Genomic DNA, 19,288 nt, shown 5'->3' with positions numbered 1-19,288 from the left:
GCCCTCCGACAAGGACATCCGTCTTCCGATGTCTTCCGACAAGGAATCTCCATGACAGCCACGACCACGCCCTACGCGGAGCTCAAAGCACCGACCACGGCCCGCAGACTGCTCACGGCACCGACCACGGGCCCCCTGGTCGCCCTCCTCCTCGCCTGCGTCTTCTTCTCCGTCTCGACCGACCAGTTCCTCACCGGCGGGAACCTCTCCCTGATCGTGCAGCAGGTCATGGTCGTCGGCACTCTCGCCATCGGACAGACCCTGATCATCCTCACGGCGGGCATCGACCTGTCGTGCGGAGCCGTGATGGCGTTCGGCAGCATCGTGATCGCCAAGATGGCGGCCGAGGGCACCCTGCCCCCGCTCGTCGCCATCGCACTGGGCCTGGCCGTCTGCGCGGGCTTCGGCCTGCTCAACGGGCTGCTGGTGCAGAAGATCCCGCTGCCGCCGTTCATCGTGACCCTCGGCATGCTCAACGTGGCGTTCGCGCTGACCCACATCTACTCCGAGGAGCAGACCGTCACGAACCTGCCCGGCCCGCTGACCGCTCTCGGTGAGACCTTCCCGCTCGGCCACACCGACATCACGTATGGCTCGCTGGTCACGATCGCCCTGTTCCTCCTCCTCGCCTACGCGCTGAGCAGCACCAGTTGGGGCCGACACGTCTACGCCCTGGGCAACAGCCAGGAGGCGGCACGGCTGAACGGCATCCGCACCTCCCGCCTGACCATCGGCATCTACACCGTGGCCGGCCTGCTCTACGGCATCGCCGCCCTGTTGCTCATCTCCCGCACCGGAGTCGGCGACCCACAGGCCGGCCAGACCGACAACCTCGACAGCATCACCGCCGTGGTCCTCGGCGGCACCAGCCTCTTCGGCGGCCGCGGATCGGTCCTGGGCACCTTCATCGGCGTCCTCATCGTCGGCATCTTCCGCAACGGCCTGCAGCTGATGGGCGTCGCTTCCATCTACCAGACCCTGATCACCGGCGTCCTGGTGATCCTCGCGGTGACCGTCGACCAGATCTCCCGGAAGAAGGCCCGATGACGACCGCCACCACCTCCCTCACGCCCGTCCTGCAGGCCCGTGGTCTGGTCAAGCGCTACGGCCATGTCACCGCCATCGACGGCGCCGACTTCGACCTGATGCCCGGCGAGGTCCTGGCCGTCATCGGCGACAACGGCGCCGGCAAGACCAGCCTCATCAAGGCGCTCACCGGTGCGCTGGTCCCCGACGCGGGCGAGATCCGCCTCAATGGCGAGGTCATCCAGTTCTCCGGTCCGCAGAGCGCGCGTGCCCACGGCATCGAGACGGTCTACCAGGACCTCGCCGTGGCCGCCTCCATGGACATCGCCTCCAACGTGTTCCTCGGCCGCGAACTGCGCCGCCCCGGCGTCCTCGGCAGCGTCTTCCGCATGCTCGACAAGAAGCGCATGCGCCAGGAGGCCGCCGAGCACATGGCCGACCTGAAGATCGGCCTCAGGTCGCTCACCCAGCCGGTCGAGACCTTGTCCGGCGGCCAGCGACAGGCTGTGGCGGTCGCCCGCTCCGTCGCCTGGGCCCGCTCCGTCGTCGTCATGGACGAGCCCACCGCCGCCCTTGGCGTCAAGGAGTCCGGCCAGGTCCTCGATCTCATCCGCCGGGTCCGCGACAAGGGCATGCCGGTCGTCCTGATCAGCCACAACATGCCCCACGTCTTCGAGATAGCCGACCGGATCCACGTCCACCGGCTGGGCAGGCGGGCGGCCCTGATCAAGCCCTCGGACTACTCCATGGCCGAGGTCGTGGCCATCATGACCGGGGCGCTCACCCTCGACGAGGCCGGAGGTACTGTCGTAGCGGATTCGGACGCCGCGAAGGCCGCCGGAGTCCAGGCCATCTGACGACACGACCCAGCTCTCGCGGTTTCCGGCCGAGGCCGCGGCCGGATCCGAGGGCTCACAGGAGACGGTTTCCTCCATGGCAGCGAAGCGCCGCCCCACCCTGGCCGACGTCGCGCAAGAAGTCGGCGTCAGCGCCAAGACGGTCTCCCGCGTCCTCAACGAGGACGGACCCGTCTCGGCGGAGACCAGGAAGCAGGTGCTCGCCGCAGTGGCGAAGCTCGGCTTCCAGCCGAATCTCATGGCACGCAACATCCGCGTCGGCGGCCCCGACACCACCGTCGGCCTGGTCATCCCCGACCTCGCCAACCCCTTCTTCGGGGCCGTGGCCCGCGCCATCGAGGACACCGTCCGCGACCGCGGACTGACTCTGCTCATGGGCTCCTCCGCGGACGACGCCGACCGGGAACGCGCCCTGACGGACAAGTTCCTCGCCCGGCGCGTCAGCATCCTGATCGTCGTGCCGTCCATCGGCGCCGACCACTCCCACCTCAAGCCCCACCGCGCGGCGGGGCTTCCCGTGGTCTTCCTCGACCGGCCCGGCGTCGGCCTGTCCACGGACAGCATCGTCAGCTCCAACCGCGCGGGGGCCCGTGAAGGTGTCGCCCATTTGATCGCCCACGGCCACCGACGCATCGGCTTCGTCGGAGACCTGCCCGTCAAGCTGTACACCCGCCGTGAACGCTTCGCCGGATACCGCGAGGCCCTGCAGGAGGCCGGCCTTCCCTACGACCGCTCGCTGGTCGCGAGCGCACACGACCAGCGGGGCGCCGAGGCCGCGACCTCGACCCTGCTCGACCTGGCCGATCCGCCCACGGCCCTGTTCGCCGGCAACAACATCATGGCGCTGGGAATCGTCGCCGAACTCACCCGCAGCAAGCGCAAGGACGTGGCCGTCGTCGCCTTCGACGACGTATCGCTCGCCGAGGCGCTGGAACCGGCCCTGACCGTCGTCGCCCAGGACCCCGAGGAAATCGGTCGCAGTGCCGCGACCACCGCTCTGGTCCGCCTCGACGGCGACCGCTCCCGGGCTCGCACCCTTACGGTGCCCACGCGGCTGATCGTCCGGGGTTCGGGAGAACAGCCCGCGCCCAGTACGCGGGAGGCATGACCCTCGTCCTGCCGGACATCGACCCTCGTGCAGTCAGTGGCTACCGGGGCGGGGTGAGCCGGAGCTCTGCCCCGCCCCGGGCCGTGCGGGGGGTTTTCCAGTCCTGCGAGCAGGGGTCAGGGTTCGGTGCCGACGGTGAGGGTGCCGTTGACGTACGCGGTCAGCTTGGTGGTGTCGGCGTAGGCGGTGTTGGTGCCGTGGCTGTAGTCGTCGGCCTCGTTGAAGTTCGACCAGTCGGTCTTGTTGAACCGGGTCTGGATGTCACCCGTCGACGCACCCGGGGCCAGGCTTCCGGCGCCGGTGGTGAAGCCGATCTCCAGGTAGTGGTCGGCGCCCGCCTTCGGCGACGACATCGCCACCACCTTCGTGGTGATGTTCGACGAGCCCAGCGCCGCGTAGTCCACCCAGGTGCTGTAGGTGCTCGCGCCGGCCTCGCCCGTGAAGTAGTAGCGCAGGGTCACTTTCGACAGGTCCAGCGCCGTACTACCGGTGTTCACCAGCCGCAGGCCCGGCTTGATCTGGTTGTCGCCCGCGGCGGAGTCGTTGTTCTTGTACTGCACCTTGAACGTCCCGGTGCCGGGACCGGGGCCGCCGCTGGACTGCGTCGTCGCCGTCACCGCGGCCGAGGCAGCCGAGACGTTGCCGGCCGCGTCCTTCGCCTTGACCGTGTACGAGTACGCGGTGGAGGCGGTGAGACCGGTGTCGGTGAAGGACGTCGAGGCGGTGCTGCCCACCTTCGTCCCCGCCCGGTACACGTTGTAGCCGGTGACACCCACGTTGTCCGTCGACGCCGACCAGCTCAACGACACCGACGAGTCCGTCGTGCCCGAGACCGTCACACCCGTGGGCACGGTCGGAGCAGAGGTGTCCGGCGTACCGCCACCCGGGCCCTTGGGGCTCGCCGAGAACGAGAAGCTCTTCGTGGCCAGGCCCTGGCCGCCCTGCCAGATCTCGAATCCGGCCTCGGCGTCGATCAGGTAGTGCGCCGGGTTGATGGAGCCACGCGCCACGGCGTCGTCGATCAGGGCCTTGACGTCGAGGTCGGTGAAGGAGGTGCCGCCGCCCTGGAGGACGTAGGAGATGATCTTCCAGGACGTCTGGTTGCCGGTCCACACATCCCAGGACTTGCCGGCGACAGCGGCCGTCCCGGTCTTGCCGCCGAACGGCTGCACGCCGCCACGGTGGTTGAGCCAGATCATCACCTCCGTGCCGTCCGGCTGGTCGTCCGTGGTCGGAGTCGAGTTGAACCAGAGGTCGTACGCGACGTCGTAGGCGCCCGAATCCGGTTGGGTCGTGGACCAGGAGCTGGTCGCGCTGCCGAGGTCACTGACCTTGATCGGCAGTCCGCTGCCGGTGGTGCACACGCCCCAGTGACAGCCTTTGTACGTCGAGGGGTAGGTGGCCGGCGCCCCGTTGGTGCCCGTGTTGAAATTGGCCTGGGTGACGGACCACGCCCCCGTCGCGTCGTCGATGCTCGCGCACTGCGTGAGCGTCGAGTTCCATTCGTTCTGCTGGTAGATGTACTCCCCGCCCTGCAGGGACGTCGTCCCCCACTGGGTGCAGTCCGTCGTCGTCGCGGCGGAGGCCGGCTGTGTGCCCACGGCGAGTGACCCGAGCAGCAGGGCGGCCGCCGTGCCCGCCCATGCGGCCGCGCGCAGGCGTCTCCATGATCGCAGCATGCGTGTCGTGTCCTTTCTTCCCTGGAGATCTCGGCGATCAGGCGTGCCAGGGGGATCAGGGCTCGGTGCCCCACGCGAGGGTGCCGTTGACGTAGCCCGTCACCTTGGTGCTGTCGGCGTAGGCGGTGTTGGTGCCGCGGCTGTAGTCGTCGGCCTCGTTGAAGTTCGACCAGTCGGTCTTGTTCAGCCGCGTCTGGATGTCGCCCGTCGACCTGCCGGCGGCGAGGGATCCGGCAGCGGACGTGAAGCCGACCTCCAGATAGTGATCGGCGCCCGCCTTCGGCGACGACATCGCCACCACCTTCGTGGTGATGTTCGACGAGCCCAGCGCCGCGTAGTCCACCCACGTGCCGTACGTGCTCGCGCCGGCCTCGCCCGTGAAGTAGTAGCGCAAGGTCACCTTCGACAGATCCAGCGCCGAGGTACCGGTGTTGACCACCTGCAGACCGGGCTTGATCTGGTTGTCACCCGCGGCGGAGTCGTTGTTCTTGTACTGCACCTTGAACGCCCCGGTGCCGGTGCCGCCGCCGGCCTGGGTGGTGGCCGTCACCGCGGCCGAGGCCGCCGACACGTTCCCGGCCGCGTCTTTCGCCTTCACCGTGTACGAGTACGTCGTCGACGCCTTGAGGCCGGAGTCGGTGAAGGTCGTGGTGGCCGCGCTGCCGGTCAGGGCTCCGTCCCGGTAGACGTCGTAGCCCGCCACGCCCACGTCGTCGGTCGACGCCGTCCACGTCAGGGTCACGCTCGTGTCCGTGGTCGCCGACACCGCCAGGTTCTTCGGGGCGGTCGGCGGTGTGGTGTCGCCGGGGTTCGTGCCGCCGCCGACGATGAGTTCGGCGTAGACGGCGTAGGCCATGGCGATGTCGGCCTGGGCCCAGAAGCGGTGGTAGGTGAAGGTGGGCGCGGCCCCGCCGTCCAGGTACTTCTGGACCTTGGGCCAGTCCGGGTCGTTCTTGTACCACGAACGGATGGAGAGGAAGGTGGAGTTGGCGTTGACCGGATCGCCGTTGGGCATCTTTCCCGACCAGCCGGGCGGCACGTACACCGGGTCGTCGAAGCGGTTGTAGTCGGTCCGGGTCTCCGGCGTCGAGATGCCCTTGGTGTCGGCGAAGGTCGCCATCACGTCCAGGAGCTTCTTGGCGAGGTCGGCGGAGGCGGTGTCGCCGGACTTCGCCGCGTAGTACGTCAGCGTCTTGACGTAGGCGGCGGCCACCCCGACGTCGTTGCCGTAGTCCACGACCGACACGTGCAGGTTGGCGTTGGTACCCGGCGAACCGCTCACCCAGGTGTTGGGCTGCCCGGTCCAGCTCAGGTTGGCCGGGATCTTGAAGTCGGTGGCGGTGACTGTGGTCTTGGAGGCGGCCCACCGCACCCATTTGTCCAGGATCGTCTTGGCGGTGGCGTTCCCGGACACGTAGTAGTACTCCGCGAACCGTTCCATCGACCAGCACTGGAAGCCGAACCAGTTGTTGCTCGGCGGGTCGTGGAAGACCGGCTGCCAGTCGTAGGCCATGCCGTAGAAGGTCGTGTCACCGGCCGGCGGGGTGCCGTACTGCCCGTCCCAGCTGTTGGTGGCGCCACCCGCGATCGCGCCCTCCGCGGACTGCAGCCACTGGAAGAACTCCAGCTGCCGCTGCAGGCTCTTCGACCAGTCGCTCTGGGCGGTCGGCGACTTCGGGGTCAGGCTGGGCACGGTCGCCAGCGCCCAGGCGGCGAGCGGGTTCTGGTAGCCCTGCTGCGCGGCGCTGTCCCCGATCCGCCAGGCCCAGCCGCCGCCCGGCTCCGCGCCGCCCCAGGCGTAGTACCACGACAGCAGGTAGTGCGCGGAGTCCCGCCCGGAGGCGGCCGAGCAGGAGTGCGGGTCGGTGCAGTTGCCGACCTTCTTGAAGTACTTGTCGAACAGCGAGTACCGCAGATAGTCGCCCATCCTGGCGGCCTTGGCCACCGACGCGGAGACCGCCGACGCGTTGCCCTGGGCCGAGGCCCACCGGTACGCCCAGTAGGCCGCCTGTACCGCGCGGGCGTCGGCGTCGGGGGCGTTGGTGTACTTCCACTGCTTGGCGTAGCTGCTGTCCTTGACGAACAGGTCGAGGTAGCCGTTCGGCCCGCCGTACTTGAACAGGTCGGTGGTCGGTTGCGGGATGGTCTCCCACACCGATTCCTGCGCGCCGCGCTGGTAGCTGTTGATGTAGGACGGTCCGGTCGCCGTGGGGCCGTTCTCCGCTCCGGTGCCCGGCGTGTTGCCGTAGCCGTAGACGTTGTCCACGTCCAGCAGCCAGTGCATCCCGTAGACATCCGGCGTGCCGTAGGCCGAGTTCAGCTCGCTCGCGAGCGGGTCCTGGCCGACGGACACCGTGCCGTCCAGCGCGGAGGGGTACTTGTTGACCTCCGGCCACTCCGGGGCGTACGTGGCCGGGGCGCCGGGGTTGTAGGAGCCGTTGCTCGGCTGATCGTTGTGGGTGGGGATGATGTACTTCTCGGCCGTGGCCCACGCGTTGTTGAACGGCGTCCAGTCGGCGGTCACCCGGCCGTAGGTGGCCTCCAGCCAGAACCAGTAGCTGAACGCCTCCGATGTGGTCTGGTGGCCGTGATCCGGAGCCTCGACGATCAGCGTCTCCACGCAGTGGAAGGGGATGCCCTGGGGGCTGAAGTAGCCGTTCGCCGGATTCTTGATCTTGTTGTACTGGGTGAGGAAGGCCGTGGTGTACGGGTCGTCCGCGGCGGCCGTGGGGGCGGTGGAGCCGGTGGCGGCCGTGGCAGGAGTGGCCGCTTTGGCGAGGGTGGGCGAGACTGCCGCCCCGAGTACGGCGCCGCCGATCGCGGCCGCGAACCGTCTGCGGGACATGGGGGTGGACATGTCTTCTCCTCGAAGGGATCGGGGGGTCCTCCGGATGTGCCGTCCGGTGGGGAGTGAGGGGGCTCCGGACACGACGCCACCTGGTACGGACGGCGCCGTGCTCCGGGACCCGGCCGCGGCCCGGAGCGGGGCGGAGCGGGGCAGGGAGGTGCGGCCGGGTTGCTTCGTGGGGCCCCGGGTACGGGGAAGTGGGGCGTGGGGGCGTGTTCGTGGGGGCCCCGGGCGTGGGGGCGTGTTCGTGGGGGCCCCGGGCGTGGGGGCGTGTTCGTGGGGGCCCCGGGCGTGGGGGCGTGTTCGTGGGGGCGTAGGCATGGATGCCTCGGGTGCGGGGGCGTGCGCGTGGCTCCCCGCACCCGAGGGGCCTGTCAGGGCTCGGTGCCGTTGACGAGGGTGCCGTTCACGTACACCGTCATCTTGGTGGTGTCGGCGTAGGCGGTGTTGGTGCCGCGGCTGTAGTCGTCGGCCTCGTTGAAGTTCGACCAGTCGGTCTTGTTCAGCCGCGTCTGGATGTCGCCGCTCGCCTTGCCCGCGGCGAGGGATCCGGCGCCGGTGGTGAAGCCGATCTCCAGGTAGTGGTCGGCGCCCGCCTTCGGCGAGGACATGGCCACCACCTTCGTGGTGATGTTCGACGAGCCCAGCGCCGCGTAGTCCACCCACGTGCCGTACGTGCTCGCGCCGGCCTCGCCCGTGAAGTAGTAGCGCAAGGTCACCTTCGACAGATCCAGCGCCGTACTACCGGTGTTCACCACCTGCAGACCGGGCTTGATCTGGTTGTCACCCGGAGCGGAGTCGTTGTTCTTGTACTGCACCTTGAACGTCCCGGTGCCGGGACCGGGGCCGCCGCCGGACTGCGTCGTCGCCGTCACCGCGGCCGAGGCCGCCGACACGTTCCCCGCCGCGTCCTTCGCCTTGACCGTGTACGAGTACGCGGTGGAGGCGGTGAGACCGGTGTCGGTGAAGGACGTCGAGGCGGTGCTGCCTACCTTCGTCCCCGCCCGGTACACGTCGTAGCCGGTGACACCCACGTTGTCCGTCGACGCCGACCATGTCAGAGACACCGAGGTGTCCGTGGTGCCGGAGACCGTCAGACCGGTCGGCGCGCTCGGCGCGGTGGTGTCCGGGGTGCCGGGGTCACCGCCGCCCGAGACGGGCGGGTAGGCGTTCTGCAGCAGCTGCTGGAACTGGGCGGAGAACCAGTGCCCGGCCAGCGGCGAGTTCGGCAGCGCGCCCGTGGGGCTGTTGCCGTTGCGTGCGTTGCCCCCGTAGTTCGGGTCGCACATCTGGTCGAAGCCCTTGCCCTCGTCGTTGGAGATGGCGGAGCTGGCCCCGTCCGACTCCCCCGGCGGCTTGACCCAGACGTAGGCGTCGATCCCGGCGGCGGGCGCCGCGGTCGGCCGTTCGCCGAGGCCGGCTCCGCTCTGGTTGCACCAGTTGCCGGCGTGGAAGCGGCGGTCGATGCGGCCGCCGTTGACGTAGTTGTCCACCGAGGTCAGGGGGCCGGGGCCGGTCGGCCGGGCGGAACCGCCCCAGCCGTTGCGGGAGGTGTCGATCAGCATGCCGAGGCCGGAGTTGAACCCGGCCGCGACGAGCTTGCCGCGCAGCGCCTGGGCGAAGGACTGCTCGTCCACGTACTGGTTCCAGTCGATCCACTTGGACTGGCGCACCGTCTGGCCGTTGACCGTGTCGGTGACCTTGAAGTTCGGCTCCACCGTCGCCGAGTAGTTGGCCGTGTTGGTGATGAAGCCCGCCACGTCGTTCACGCTCGCGCCGTTGGTGGTGGCGACCTTGTAGAACTCCTGGACGGACGGGTCGAGGTTGCTGTCCCAGCCCAGCCAGGCGTGGTGGCCGGCGTCGATGTAGTTGTAGACGTTCGACAGGGCGCCCAGCTTGTCGAGGGCGTAGCTGACGCCCTTCTCGTAGTTGCCGTTGGCCTTCATGGTCGCGCAGGCGTCGGTGCTGCCCGCGGTGCCGCCGGCGTTGGTGACCAGGTTGGGCAGCGAGTCGGGCTCGATGACCGTGGCGATCCGCAGGTCCGCGTACTTCGCGTCGGACAGGATCGAGGCGATCGGGTCGATGTACTGGGTCTTGTACTTGTCGATGTCGTTCGGTCCCAGCTCGCCGTTGGAGGCGAGGGCCGAGCAGTCGCGTCCGGGCAGGTCGTAGATCACCAGCGTGATCAGGTTGGCGCCCTGGGCCAGTGCCTTGTCGAGGTGGGCCTTGAGGCCCATGCCGCCGTTGACGCCGTTGATGGCGGCGATGCGGTCGAGCCACACCGCCGTCGACGTGTTGGCGATCGCGCTGCCGCCGGGCTCGGCGGCGGCGTGCGCGGACCACTCCGGGTTCACGTACGCCTTCGCCCCCACGTACGGGTTGTCGACCCGGGTGGCGGCAGCGGCGGACTGCGGCGCGAGCGCCACGGCCAGCGCCGAGCCCAGGGCGAGCGCCGAAAGCACCGAGAGGCCACGGTTGAGCCGGGATCTTGAGGGGGGTTGGAACTTCATTACCAAGGGTTCCTTCCGTGGGGTGTTGTGACGCGTGGCGTGGCCTTGCGTGACACCACGCGCGGGTGGAGCCGTGACGCACCGGCCCGGGTGTGCGGACCGGGCGCCGGACCACCGCTGGGGTGTCCGGCGCAGGGGAGCGAAGAGCGCGGGCGGAGCACGTCGTGCCTGTGCGGGAATCGGCCGGTGGAGGCCGGCCGGGGTGACGCTGCGGCTCGGGCAACTTCTTTGATCTGAAACTGGGTTGGGGGTGTGGGAGCGCTCCCAACGACTGAGGAAAGTAACAACTCGCGACACCGCTGTGAAGAGACTCGACGGAACTGGCTGTAACGGCTCGTTCACCGAACCCTTTGACGAAGGGTCTTCACGCGAGCCACGGTCGGCGAACAGCCTGGTGACGGCCCTGGACCGAGGGCGCTTCGCCTATCGCTCCGGCTCCGTCACGCGGTCAGGGGGTGGCGCGGCTCCGGCCAGGGAGCGTTCGAAAGGTGAACTCGGCGCGCTCCCGCCCGAGTCCACAGGGCGTACAGCATGCACAGGGTGCAGACGGCCGCAGCTTCCTGGCATCTCGTCAGGTGGACTCGCGCACCACCAGGTCCGTGGAGAGCACCACGTGCCTGCGGACGGCGGTCCGGGCGTCGAGCTCCTCCAGTAGCGTCCGCGTCATGGTGCGGCCCATCTCCTCGGTCGGCTGCCTGACGCTGGTGAGCGGTGGAGCCGAGTGCCGGGCGACCATCGAGTCGTCGAAGCCGATCAGGGCCACGTCGTCGGGCACCCGCCGCCCCGCCTCGCGCAGGACGTGCAGGGCGCCGCTGGCCATGACGTCCGACGCGGCGAAGACGGCGTCGACGCCGGGGTGCCGCTCCAGCAGCTCCCGCATGGCGGCGCGGCCGCCCTCCTCCGTGAAGTCGCCGCGGGCGACGAGCGATTCGTCGGCGCCGCGGCCCGCGGCGCCCATCGCCTGGAGGTAGCCGTCCAGCCGGCAGCGGGCGGCGTACATGTCCAGCGGGCCGGTGATGGTGGCGACGGTCCGCCGCCCCCGCCCGAGCAGGTGCTCCGTCGCCGACCGCGCGCCGCCGACGTTGTCGGCGTCGACGTACGACATCCACTCCCGTTCCGACCGCCGCCCGCCCAGCACGGTCGGCACCCCCAGCCGCTGCAGCAGGCCGGGCAGCGGCGCGTCCTCGTGCACCGACACCAGCAGCACTCCGTCGACCCTGCGGGCCTCCAGGTGCTGGGCCAGCCGCCGGCGCTCCTGGGGGGTGCGGATGAGCATGAGCAGCAACTGTATGTCCGTGTGCCCGAGTTCCGCGCTCACTCCGCGGACGATGTCGAGGAAGAACGGCTCGGCGCTGAGCCGGGTCTCGGGCTCGGGGATGACCAGGGCGATCGTGTCCGTGCGGTCCGCCGCGAGTGCGCGGGCGGCGCGGTTGGGCACGTACCCCAGCTCGGCGATCGCCTGCTCCACGGCGGCCCGCGCCTGGGGGCTCACATGGGGGGCACCGTTGACCACACGGGAGACCGTGCCCCGCCCGACGCCGGCCCGTGCGGCGACCATCTCCAGCGTCGGCCGGCCGCCGCGCCGTCCTCCCCCACCCATCGCGCCCTTCCTCACCGAGGCCGACGAACCGTCAGTCGACGGGTTCACCGCGTTCGTTCCCTTGACACCCCACCCGGGAACGGTGGACCTTCAGTATGCCGTCTGGGAGCGCTCCCGCGGGAGCGCTCCCAGGTCGGATCTCGGACATACCGCTGTACCGGCGCCCGCACTACCCCCACGTCGCCGCCGTTCCGGAGGACCCCCATGGGCACCACCCGCACGCCGGAGTCGCCCAGCGCGCCGAGGGCGCCCACCGAAGGGGCGGCCTTGTGGTGGGCCTCGGTGCCTTCGTGGTTCTCAGCGGATGCCGAGCGCGACGATCTGGGTGACCTCGTCCGAGGCGAAGTTGTCGTCGCTGACTGGCGATGGGCGCCTGGCCTGTTACGACGTCATCGCGTGCGTGACCCGCATCTTCGACTGGCCGTGCGGGCGCCGGTTGCGGTCGTGCGGGAAGTTCGGGTCGTTGCCCGCCGGGCCGGCCGCACGAGTACGAATGTCCCGCGATGCAGCACCTCTACAGCGGCGGATTCGCCCTCGGCGCCGGCCCGGGGTACCGGCTCGGCAGCACCCCCGCCGACGTGATCGAGAGCCGCGCGAACGACCACTCCACCGGCTGGATCGTCACTTTCTTTCAGTCCAGGAACGCCGTCTCGATCCAGCGGCGCACCGCCCGCGGACGCATCCGGTGCAGCCGGTCGACGGTGTCGGCGACCTCCTGGGCGCCGCCGGCCGACAGGAACTTCTCCCGCACCAGGTCGGCGTGGCCCGCCCGGGTCTCCGGCCCGGCCGCGCCGACCGGGATCAGCCGGGAGCGGGAGACCGTACGGCCGTCCGTCAGCCGTACGGTGACCCGCGCGCCGGTGGCCTTGGTGGACCGGGAGAAGTCCCGGTCGTCGGCCCGCAACGCGCCGATCAGGTCCACGAGTTCGTCCCCGCCGAAGCCCCGCAGCCACGGCACGGCCAGCTCCCCCGCCTCGCGCACGGCCTCGCCGAACGGCGCGTCGGACAGGAACAGTTCCCGGGTCATCTCGGTGTCGTGCTCCAGCCGGATCCGCCGGGCCAGTGCCCAGCGGTCGGGGTCGTCGAGGTGCGGCGAGGAGAAGTCGTCCACCGAGAACTCGCCGGTGAGCAGCGTGGTGGCCACCGGGTAGGGCACGTCCAGGACCAGCGCGCCCAGCGGGGAGCCGGGGCCGGTGACGTACTGGGCGGCCCGCTCCCCCGCGAACAGCGTGTACAGCGAGGCCTCGACGACCACCTCGGCCACGTCCCGCGGCCGGACCGCGCCGAGTTCCCGGTGGATCTCGGCGGCACAGTCCACGGCCGCGTCGATGCCGGGCCCGCCGGGATGCATCTTGAACGACAGCGTGTCGGTGTGCCAGCGGCGGCCCAGTCCCTTCGCCACCGCCTGCGGCAGCGGCACGGTCGCGAACCGGGCCAGGAAGCCGTCGCCGTGCTCCATGATGTCCGGCGCGCCGCGCAGCCCCGCGTACGCCGCGTCGCAGGCGTCCATCGCGGTGCGCACCGGCGTGAAGGTGTTGAACAGGCGGGCGTCGCTGGCCAGGAAGGCGCGCATCAGCGGCCAGTTGGGCATGGCGAAGGCCAGCCCGAAGGCGTTCTCGAAGAGGCTCGCCGAAGCGCGGTCGCAGTGCAGGCGGCCCGCGACCGCGCCGGCCAGATGGGTGTGCACGGCGCTCTGGCCGCGCAGCGGGCCGAGGGTCGCGGAGGCGGTGATGCGGGCCGCGCACTCGTTGGCCGCGACCACCGCGGTGAGCAGCGAGAGCCCGTCCAGCCGGCGGGCGTAGGCGAAGGCGAGCGGGACCGCGACCGTGGAGTTCGACAGGTGCCCGGCGTAGGCGGTGTCGTCGAGGTTGAGCCAGGAGCCGAGCGCGGCGAACACGCCCGCGGCCTGGCGGGGATCGCGCTGCATGGGGTGCCCGAAGGCGGCCACCAGCTTTCTGCCCAGCGGGTGCTGGAGACCGGCCCGGATGGAGGCGATCTGCGACAGCACCTGGCTCGCGGCGAGCTTCAGCACCCGGCAGGGGATGTGCTGCGGGCGCAACCCGGCCGCCCAGTGGGAGAGTTCGCGCAGCGGCGTGTCGGCGGGGGCACGGCCGCGCGCGGCCCGGGGCAGGGTGTGCGCCTGGTCGGCCCAGTCGGCGCACAGCGCCCGGGCGACGCTCTCGCCGAGGACAGCGGTCATGGGGGCGGCTACCTTCCTTGCCGTGCGTGCGTCGGTGAGGGGTGAACACGGCTGCGGGAGCACCGGGGCCCGGTGCTCCCGCGCGGGTGTCGCCGGCCTCAGGCGGCCGGGACCTTGTCGAGGAAGCCGTAGACGGCCTTGATCTTGCCGTGGTCGTCGGTGACCAGGACGTCGAAGCCGATGGCGATCGGCTCGGCACCCGGCTCGGTCACCAGGCCCCACTGGAAGCGGGCCTGGTTGTGGTGGGCGTCGACGGTGCCGTGCAGCTCGAAGGAGAGGCCCTTGAACTGCTCGCGGGCCCCGGCCACCACGGCCCCGAAGCCCTCGTGGCCCTCGACCGCGGCGAGCGGGTCGATGTACGGCGCGTCGGCGGTGAACAGCTCGGCGATGGCCGTGGCACGCTTGCCGGCGTCCTCCTCGTTCCAGATGTCGAGGTAGCGGGAGACGGTGGTGGTCAGGTCGCTCATGCGGGCGATCTCCTCTGTGACGTGCTGACTTGTTTCTTCGGACTGCTTCGGACAGGTGGCTTGGTACGGGCTTCAGGGGCCGGCCGGCGCCCAGACCGGGAGGGCTCCGGGGAGCACCTCGAAGGTGGCCGAGCCGCCGATGCCGTGCTGGTACTCGCCGTCGTGCTCCAGCGGCAGCCGACGGCCGTCGGTGCGCTCGACGGTGATGCGCCGGCCGCGCGCGTACACGGTGGCCGGATGGTCCATGTGCCCGGCGCTCAGCGTCAGTTCGGGCACGTCGGCCGCGGGGATCGCGCCGCCGATCACGCAGACGTCCAGCAGGCCGTCGTCGAGCAGCGAGTCCGGCAGCACCAGGAACCGGCCACCCCGGTAGCGGCCCCCGCCGACGTTGGCGAGGACGGTCGGGCCCTCGTGCACGACCCGGCCGTCGACGGTGACCCGGCCCGGGTACGGCGCGTAGCCGGCGGCCGTGTCGGCGAAGGCGCGGGCGTAGCGCTCCCGGCCGGTGAGCGGCAGGTCCCGGGCGGTGATCAGCGCGTCCGCGATCACGCCCGAACAGGCGCCCAGATACACGTAGTTGCGGGTCTCGGCGAGGCGGGCCAGGTCCAGCCGGCGCAGCCGGGCGCTGCCGCCGATGCCGTAGTCGGTCAGGATCGCCTTGAGGGACTCGCTCCAGGGGCGGTCGCCCCACAGCATCTTGTAGCCGGAGTTGCCGGTGCCGCCGGGCACCACCGCGAGGGTGGCGTTCCCGGTGACGGGCACGAGTCCCTGGACGGCCTCGCGGACCGTGCCGTCGCCGCCGATGACGACGATCAGGTCGGGCGCCCCGGGGGACGCCTCGGCGGACCGCTGCAGGGCCCGGCGCACGGCGAGCGTGGCGTCGCCCGGACCGGTGGTCAGGTGCACCTCGGTGCGCTCCAGGTACGAGGCGCACAACTGCCGTACTTCCTCGACCAGTTCGGGCGAGTGGCTGCCGGATGCGGGGTTGCCCAGGACGAGTGCCCGGGTGGGAGCCGGGGCTGCGGTGTCTGCCATGTCGGGCGTACTCCTTCGTCGGACGGCACCGGAGAGACCGGGCGGGATGGGCGCCCCGGCGTCGCGGCACTCCCCACTCTCGCGGGGGGCGCTGTCATGGAGCTGACGTGCGGCTGACGCCGGGCGGGGCCGTGGTGGGGCACGGCCCTCCTCGGGGGCCCGGGTGGGGCGGGCCGCTACCAGGTCACGTGCAGCGCGGTGAGGCCGTAGTTGATGGTGTTCTGACGGAACAGCACCGGCTCGGGCACGTCCGCGAGACGCAGTCCGGGGAAGCGGTCGAACAGGGCCCGCAGGCAGACCTCCAGCTCCATCCGGGCGAGCGGGGCGCCCGGGCATAGGTGGCGGCCGTAACCGAAGGCGATGTGCCGGAAGGAGTCCTCGCGGTGGATGTCGAAGCGGGCGCCGTCCGCGAAGACGCCCTCGTCGTGGTTGGCGCTCGGGTAGGCGAGGATGACGCCGTCGCCCGGGGCCATGCGCGCGCCGCCCACCTCCGCGTCGGCGACCGCGACCCGGACCTGGTTGTCCTGGGTGATGGACCAGTAGCGCAGCATCTCCTCGACGGCCTGCCCGTACAGCGCCGGGTCGCGGCGCAGGTCGGCCAGTTGCTCGGGGTGGCGCAGCAGGCTCGCCACGCCGAGGCTGAGCTGGTGGGCGGTGGTCTCGTGGCCGGCGACCAGCAGCAGCCGGGCCATCGCCACGAGGTCCTCGCGGCTCAGCTCGCCGGTCGCCAGGTACTGGGTGGCCAGCCGACTCAGCAGGTCGTCGGCGGGCTCGGCCAGCTTGGCGGTGATGAGCCGGTCGAGGTACTCCGTCATCCGCACGAACGCGGCGTAGATCTCCTCCGGCGAGGCGTCCTGGGAGAGGACCTCCTGGCTCAGCTCGGCGAAGTCGACCTCGTCGGCCTCCGGGACGCCGAGCATCCGGGCGATCACCAGGGAGGGCAGCCGCATCGAGAGCCGGGCGACCAGGTCGGCGGGGCGGGGCCCGGCGGCCAGTTCGTCGAGCAGCCGCTCCACCAGGGCCTCGACCTCGGGCCGCAGCGCGCGGGTGGCCCGGGCGGTGAACTCCGGCATGACCATGCGGCGCAGCCGGTTGTGCTCCGGGCCGTCCATGCGAGTGAAGGACATCACGCGCGGGGCGGGCGGGAGCTGGATGCGGACCGGGAAGCCGGGCAGCGTGTCGTCCGAGCTGAAGGCCTCGTCCATCAGCACCTGGCGCACGTCCTCGTAGCGGGTGACGAGCCAGGCCTCGCCCGTGCGGATGCGCACCTTCACCGGCGGTCCCTGACGCAGCTCGGCGTAGGCGTCGGGCGGCGAGTAGGGGCAGGAACGCGCCATGGGCCACTCCGCGAGCTCCTCCGTAGGGGAGGGCAATATTCCGGTCACCGATTCCTCCTGTTGGCCGAGTTCTTTCGGTTGCAGCCATCGTGGAGGTCGCCGTTGACGGGTTTCTGATACGACGCTGACGGGCGCCCGCGTGAACCGCGGGCGCCCGTCGGGGAGTTGGTGGCCGGATGTCGGCCTGGGCCGGTCAGGCGGTGCTCTTGGCCCGGCCGGGCAGCAGCTGCAGCAGGACCGCGACCGCCACGGAGATGCCCGCCTGGACCAGCAGGCTGGTGCTGAACGCCTCCGCCATGCCGTGCGGGCCGGGCCGGTCCTCGGCGACGTCGAAGAAGACGACGCCGATGATGGCGATGCCGAGGGCGTTGCCCACCTCCTGGGCGGTGGAGAACACCCCGGACGCGGCCGCCGCGTACTGCGGCGCCACCCGCTCCAGGACGAGCGAGGTCAGCGGGGCCACCACCAGACCCATGCCGTACCCGCACACCACCATGGCCGGGATGCACCAGGCGACGGCGCCGGTGGTGTCCAGCCGGTCCGCGGTGAAGGCGAGCGCCACGTCGCCCGCGGCCACGATCAGCGCGCCCAGCGCGAGCACCTGCTTGCCCAGCCTGCCCGCGAACTTGGGCGCCTGCACGGAGGACAGGAAGAAGCCGAGGCCGAGCGGGATGAACAGCAGGCCGGACTTCAGGGCCGACGTGCCGCGGGCCTCCTGGAGGTAGAGCGCGAGGACCAGGAAGAAGGACGCCATCACCGAGAAGTACACGAGGATGGAGACCACGCCGACGCTGAACGAGCGGTCGTGGAAGAGCGAGGGGCTCATCAGCGGGGAGCGGTCGCGGGCCGCCAGCCGGCGCTGGGTGATCCAGAACAGGGCGAGCAGCGGCACGGAGGCAACGAGCAGCTCCCAGGTCCAGGCCGGCCAGCCCCGCTCCCGGCCCTCCACCAACGGCAGCACGACCGCGACGAGCCCGGCCGTCACCAGCGCCACACCGGCCAGGTCGAGCCCCGTCTTGCCGTCGTCGGCCTTCGACTCGGGCACCACCTTCGGGGTGAGGAGCAGCACCAGCGCGCCGATGGGCACGTTGATCAGGAAGATGGTCCGCCAGTCCCAGCCGAACAGGTCGGCCTTGATCAGCAGGCCGCCGATGAGCTGGCCGAAGACCGCGGCGGCGCCCAGCGCCAGGCCGTAGGCGTTGAACGCGGCGACCCGGGCCTTGCCGGTGTACGCGGTGTTCAGGATGCCGAGCACCTGGGGGATGACGAGGGCCGCGGCGCCGCCCTGGACGGCGCGGGCGACGATCAGTTCGGTCATGTTGGGCGCGACGCCGCAGGCAAGTGAGGCCAGGGTGAACAGCGCGACGCCCACGGAGTACACCCGGCGCCGGCCGTACAGGTCGCCCAGCCGGCCGCCGGTGATCAGGAGCGCGGCCAGGCCGATGGTGAACGTCACGGCGACGAGCTGGATCTGCGCCGGTGTGGCGTGCATGTCCCGCTGGAGCGAGGGGATCGCCACGTTGACGATGAAGAAGTCGAGGTTGGTGATGAACAGGCCGGCCAGCACGACCAGGAGCGCGCCCCAGGCGGGTGCCGCGGCGGCCTCCTCGATGTCCGGTGGCGGTGCGGCCGAGGCCGCGCTGCCGGTCAGTTCCGCTTCGGTGGTCATGACGACCCTCCTAGGTCGTTTCGTGCTGGTGGAATGCGGGCCGAAGGGTGCCCACGACGCACGGCGGGGCACGGGACAGCAGCCGGGACGACAGCCTCGGATCACTGTCCCGCGCCCCGCTGACACGGCGCTGACACGGCGTCGGACGGCCCGACGTCGAACGGCTCGGCGTCGGCGCCCGGCTCAGCCCGCGAGGGTGGCCACGGTCCGCTGCAGCCGGTGCGCGAAGTGCGCGGTGACCGCCTGGGCGTGGGTGTCGATGTAGAAGTGGCCGCCCTCGTACTCGTTGTGACCCAGGTAGGCGGGGGTGCGCCCGGCCCAGTGGGACATGGCGTCCGGGGTCTCCTGGAGCGGGTCGCTGCGGCCGCCGTAGGAGGCGAGCGGGCAGGTGACACCGGCGCCGTCGTCCTCGTAGTCCCCGGCGACCCGCAGGTCGGCGCGGAGTGCGGGCACGACGAGGGCGAGCATCTCGGGGTTGTCGTAGATCTCGGCCGGGAACGAGCCCAGCTTCTTGATCCACTCGACCAGTTCGGGCTCCGGCATCCGGCTCTGCTCCTCCGTCGGCTGGAAGAAGCCCACGGGCGACCAGCCGGACATGCCGACCATCACCGGCGCCGGCCCGCCCTCCTCCTCCATCCTGATCGCCAGCCGGAACGCCAGTTGGGCGCCCAGGCAGTGGCCGAAGAGGGCGAACGGCCGGTCATCCAGGTCGCCCAGCACCGCCTCGTGCAGGGCGTCGAGCAGCGGCCAGAAGTTCTCGTAGGTCTGCTCCTCCCGGCGGTTGTGCCGGCCGGGCAGGGTCACCGCCTGCGGCGCGATGTCCGGGGGCAGCAGGCTCTCCCAGTCGCGGTAGATGATGGCGCCGCTGCCCGCGTGGGGCAGCAGGAACAGCCGGATCGAGGCGTCCGGCGAGGGCTCCACGGGGTGGAACCAGTGCCCCTCGGTGGACATC

At 71.0% G+C, this 19,288-nt stretch carries 12 protein-coding genes and 2 pseudogenes; 3 read left to right on the top strand and 11 right to left on the bottom strand.

Features of this window, described 5'->3' with window-relative positions; translation table 11 throughout:
• Positions 1-51: 51 nt before the first annotated feature.
• From ABZ865_RS00600 to ABZ865_RS00590, 3 genes are all read left to right on the top strand, one after another.
• On the top strand, positions 52-1,047 hold the full coding sequence (locus ABZ865_RS00600; RefSeq protein WP_361221980.1) for an ABC transporter permease: 996 nt from the start codon (positions 52-54) through the stop codon (positions 1,045-1,047).
• Positions 1,044-1,883 carry an ATP-binding cassette domain-containing protein gene (locus tag ABZ865_RS00595; RefSeq protein WP_361221977.1) on the top strand — a complete coding sequence of 280 codons (840 nt, stop codon included), beginning with the start codon at positions 1,044-1,046 and terminating at the stop codon, positions 1,881-1,883. The genes ABZ865_RS00600 and ABZ865_RS00595 overlap by 4 nt, the downstream gene beginning before the upstream one ends.
• 76 nt (positions 1,884-1,959) lie before the next feature.
• Positions 1,960-2,991 (top strand): LacI family DNA-binding transcriptional regulator, encoded by a 1,032-nt coding sequence (locus tag ABZ865_RS00590; protein WP_361221975.1) that lies wholly within the window; start codon positions 1,960-1,962, stop codon positions 2,989-2,991.
• 116 nt (positions 2,992-3,107) lie between these two features.
• On the opposite strand, the pseudogene ABZ865_RS00585 reads toward ABZ865_RS00590, so the two are convergent.
• From ABZ865_RS00585 to ABZ865_RS00535, 11 genes and pseudogenes are all read right to left on the bottom strand, one after another.
• Positions 3,108-3,875, bottom strand: a pseudogene (locus ABZ865_RS00585) (cellulose binding domain-containing protein); the annotation flags it as partial.
• Between the two features lie 30 nt (positions 3,876-3,905).
• Positions 3,906-4,670 (bottom strand): annotated as a pseudogene (locus tag ABZ865_RS00580) (hypothetical protein); the annotation flags it as partial.
• A gap of 55 nt (positions 4,671-4,725) precedes the next feature.
• A complete protein-coding gene (locus ABZ865_RS00575; protein ID WP_361221973.1) occupies positions 4,726-7,527 on the bottom strand; it encodes a glycoside hydrolase family 48 protein in 2,802 nt (933 codons plus the stop codon).
• Positions 7,528-7,892: 365 nt separating this feature from the next.
• Positions 7,893-10,028, bottom strand: coding sequence for a glycoside hydrolase family 6 protein (locus ABZ865_RS00570; protein WP_361221972.1), 2,136 nt, complete (start codon positions 10,026-10,028; stop codon positions 7,893-7,895).
• A 571-nt stretch (positions 10,029-10,599) separates the two neighbouring features.
• A complete protein-coding gene (locus ABZ865_RS00565; RefSeq protein WP_361221970.1) occupies positions 10,600-11,628 on the bottom strand; it encodes a LacI family DNA-binding transcriptional regulator in 1,029 nt (342 codons plus the stop codon).
• Between the two features lie 631 nt (positions 11,629-12,259).
• The gene (locus ABZ865_RS00560) at positions 12,260-13,828 is read right to left on the bottom strand and encodes an MmgE/PrpD family protein (RefSeq protein ID WP_361221968.1); all 1,569 of its coding nucleotides are present in this window, start codon (positions 13,826-13,828) and stop codon (positions 12,260-12,262) included.
• Between the two features lie 98 nt (positions 13,829-13,926).
• Complete coding sequence (locus ABZ865_RS00555; RefSeq protein ID WP_361221966.1) at positions 13,927-14,295, bottom strand: nuclear transport factor 2 family protein; 369 nt, start codon at positions 14,293-14,295, stop codon at positions 13,927-13,929.
• A 72-nt stretch (positions 14,296-14,367) separates the two neighbouring features.
• Entirely contained in the window at positions 14,368-15,330 is a 963-nt protein-coding gene (locus ABZ865_RS00550) for a diacylglycerol kinase family protein (protein ID WP_361221964.1), read from the bottom strand.
• A 176-nt stretch (positions 15,331-15,506) separates the two neighbouring features.
• Entirely contained in the window at positions 15,507-16,715 is a 1,209-nt protein-coding gene (locus ABZ865_RS00545) for a cytochrome P450 (protein ID WP_361221962.1), read from the bottom strand.
• A gap of 145 nt (positions 16,716-16,860) precedes the next feature.
• On the bottom strand, positions 16,861-18,336 hold the full coding sequence (locus tag ABZ865_RS00540) for an MFS transporter (RefSeq protein WP_361221960.1): 1,476 nt from the start codon (positions 18,334-18,336) through the stop codon (positions 16,861-16,863).
• Positions 18,337-18,519: 183 nt separating this feature from the next.
• Positions 18,520-19,287, bottom strand: a complete 768-nt coding sequence (locus ABZ865_RS00535; RefSeq protein WP_361224263.1) for a thioesterase domain-containing protein — start codon at positions 19,285-19,287, stop codon at positions 18,520-18,522.
• Position 19,288: the final 1 nt, after the last annotated feature.

Source organism: Streptomyces sp. NPDC047085 (assembly GCF_040643735.1).
Lineage (GTDB): Bacteria > Actinomycetota > Actinomycetes > Streptomycetales > Streptomycetaceae > Streptomyces.
Note: the sequence above shows the minus strand (reverse complement) of the source record. Positions and strands in the feature narration are given on the sequence as shown.

Excerpts from the sequence above, each read along its gene's own strand:
- ABZ865_RS00600 (WP_361221980.1), top strand. The coding sequence starts at position 52 with ATGACAGCCACGACCACGCCCTACGCGGAGCTCAAAGCACCGACCACG.
- ABZ865_RS00595 (WP_361221977.1), top strand. The coding sequence starts at position 1,044 with ATGACGACCGCCACCACCTCCCTCACGCCCGTCCTGCAGGCCCGTGGT.
- ABZ865_RS00590 (WP_361221975.1), top strand. The coding sequence starts at position 1,960 with ATGGCAGCGAAGCGCCGCCCCACCCTGGCCGACGTCGCGCAAGAAGTC.
- ABZ865_RS00575 (WP_361221973.1), bottom strand. The coding sequence starts at position 7,527 with ATGTCCACCCCCATGTCCCGCAGACGGTTCGCGGCCGCGATCGGCGGC.
- ABZ865_RS00570 (WP_361221972.1), bottom strand. The coding sequence starts at position 10,028 with ATGAAGTTCCAACCCCCCTCAAGATCCCGGCTCAACCGTGGCCTCTCG.
- ABZ865_RS00565 (WP_361221970.1), bottom strand. The coding sequence starts at position 11,628 with ATGGGTGGGGGAGGACGGCGCGGCGGCCGGCCGACGCTGGAGATGGTC.
- ABZ865_RS00560 (WP_361221968.1), bottom strand. The coding sequence starts at position 13,828 with ATGACCGCTGTCCTCGGCGAGAGCGTCGCCCGGGCGCTGTGCGCCGAC.
- ABZ865_RS00555 (WP_361221966.1), bottom strand. The coding sequence starts at position 14,295 with ATGAGCGACCTGACCACCACCGTCTCCCGCTACCTCGACATCTGGAAC.
- ABZ865_RS00550 (WP_361221964.1), bottom strand. The coding sequence starts at position 15,330 with ATGGCAGACACCGCAGCCCCGGCTCCCACCCGGGCACTCGTCCTGGGC.
- ABZ865_RS00540 (WP_361221960.1), bottom strand. The coding sequence starts at position 18,336 with ATGACCACCGAAGCGGAACTGACCGGCAGCGCGGCCTCGGCCGCACCG.
- ABZ865_RS00535 (WP_361224263.1), bottom strand. The coding sequence starts at position 19,287 with ATGTCCACCGAGGGGCACTGGTTCCACCCCGTGGAGCCCTCGCCGGAC.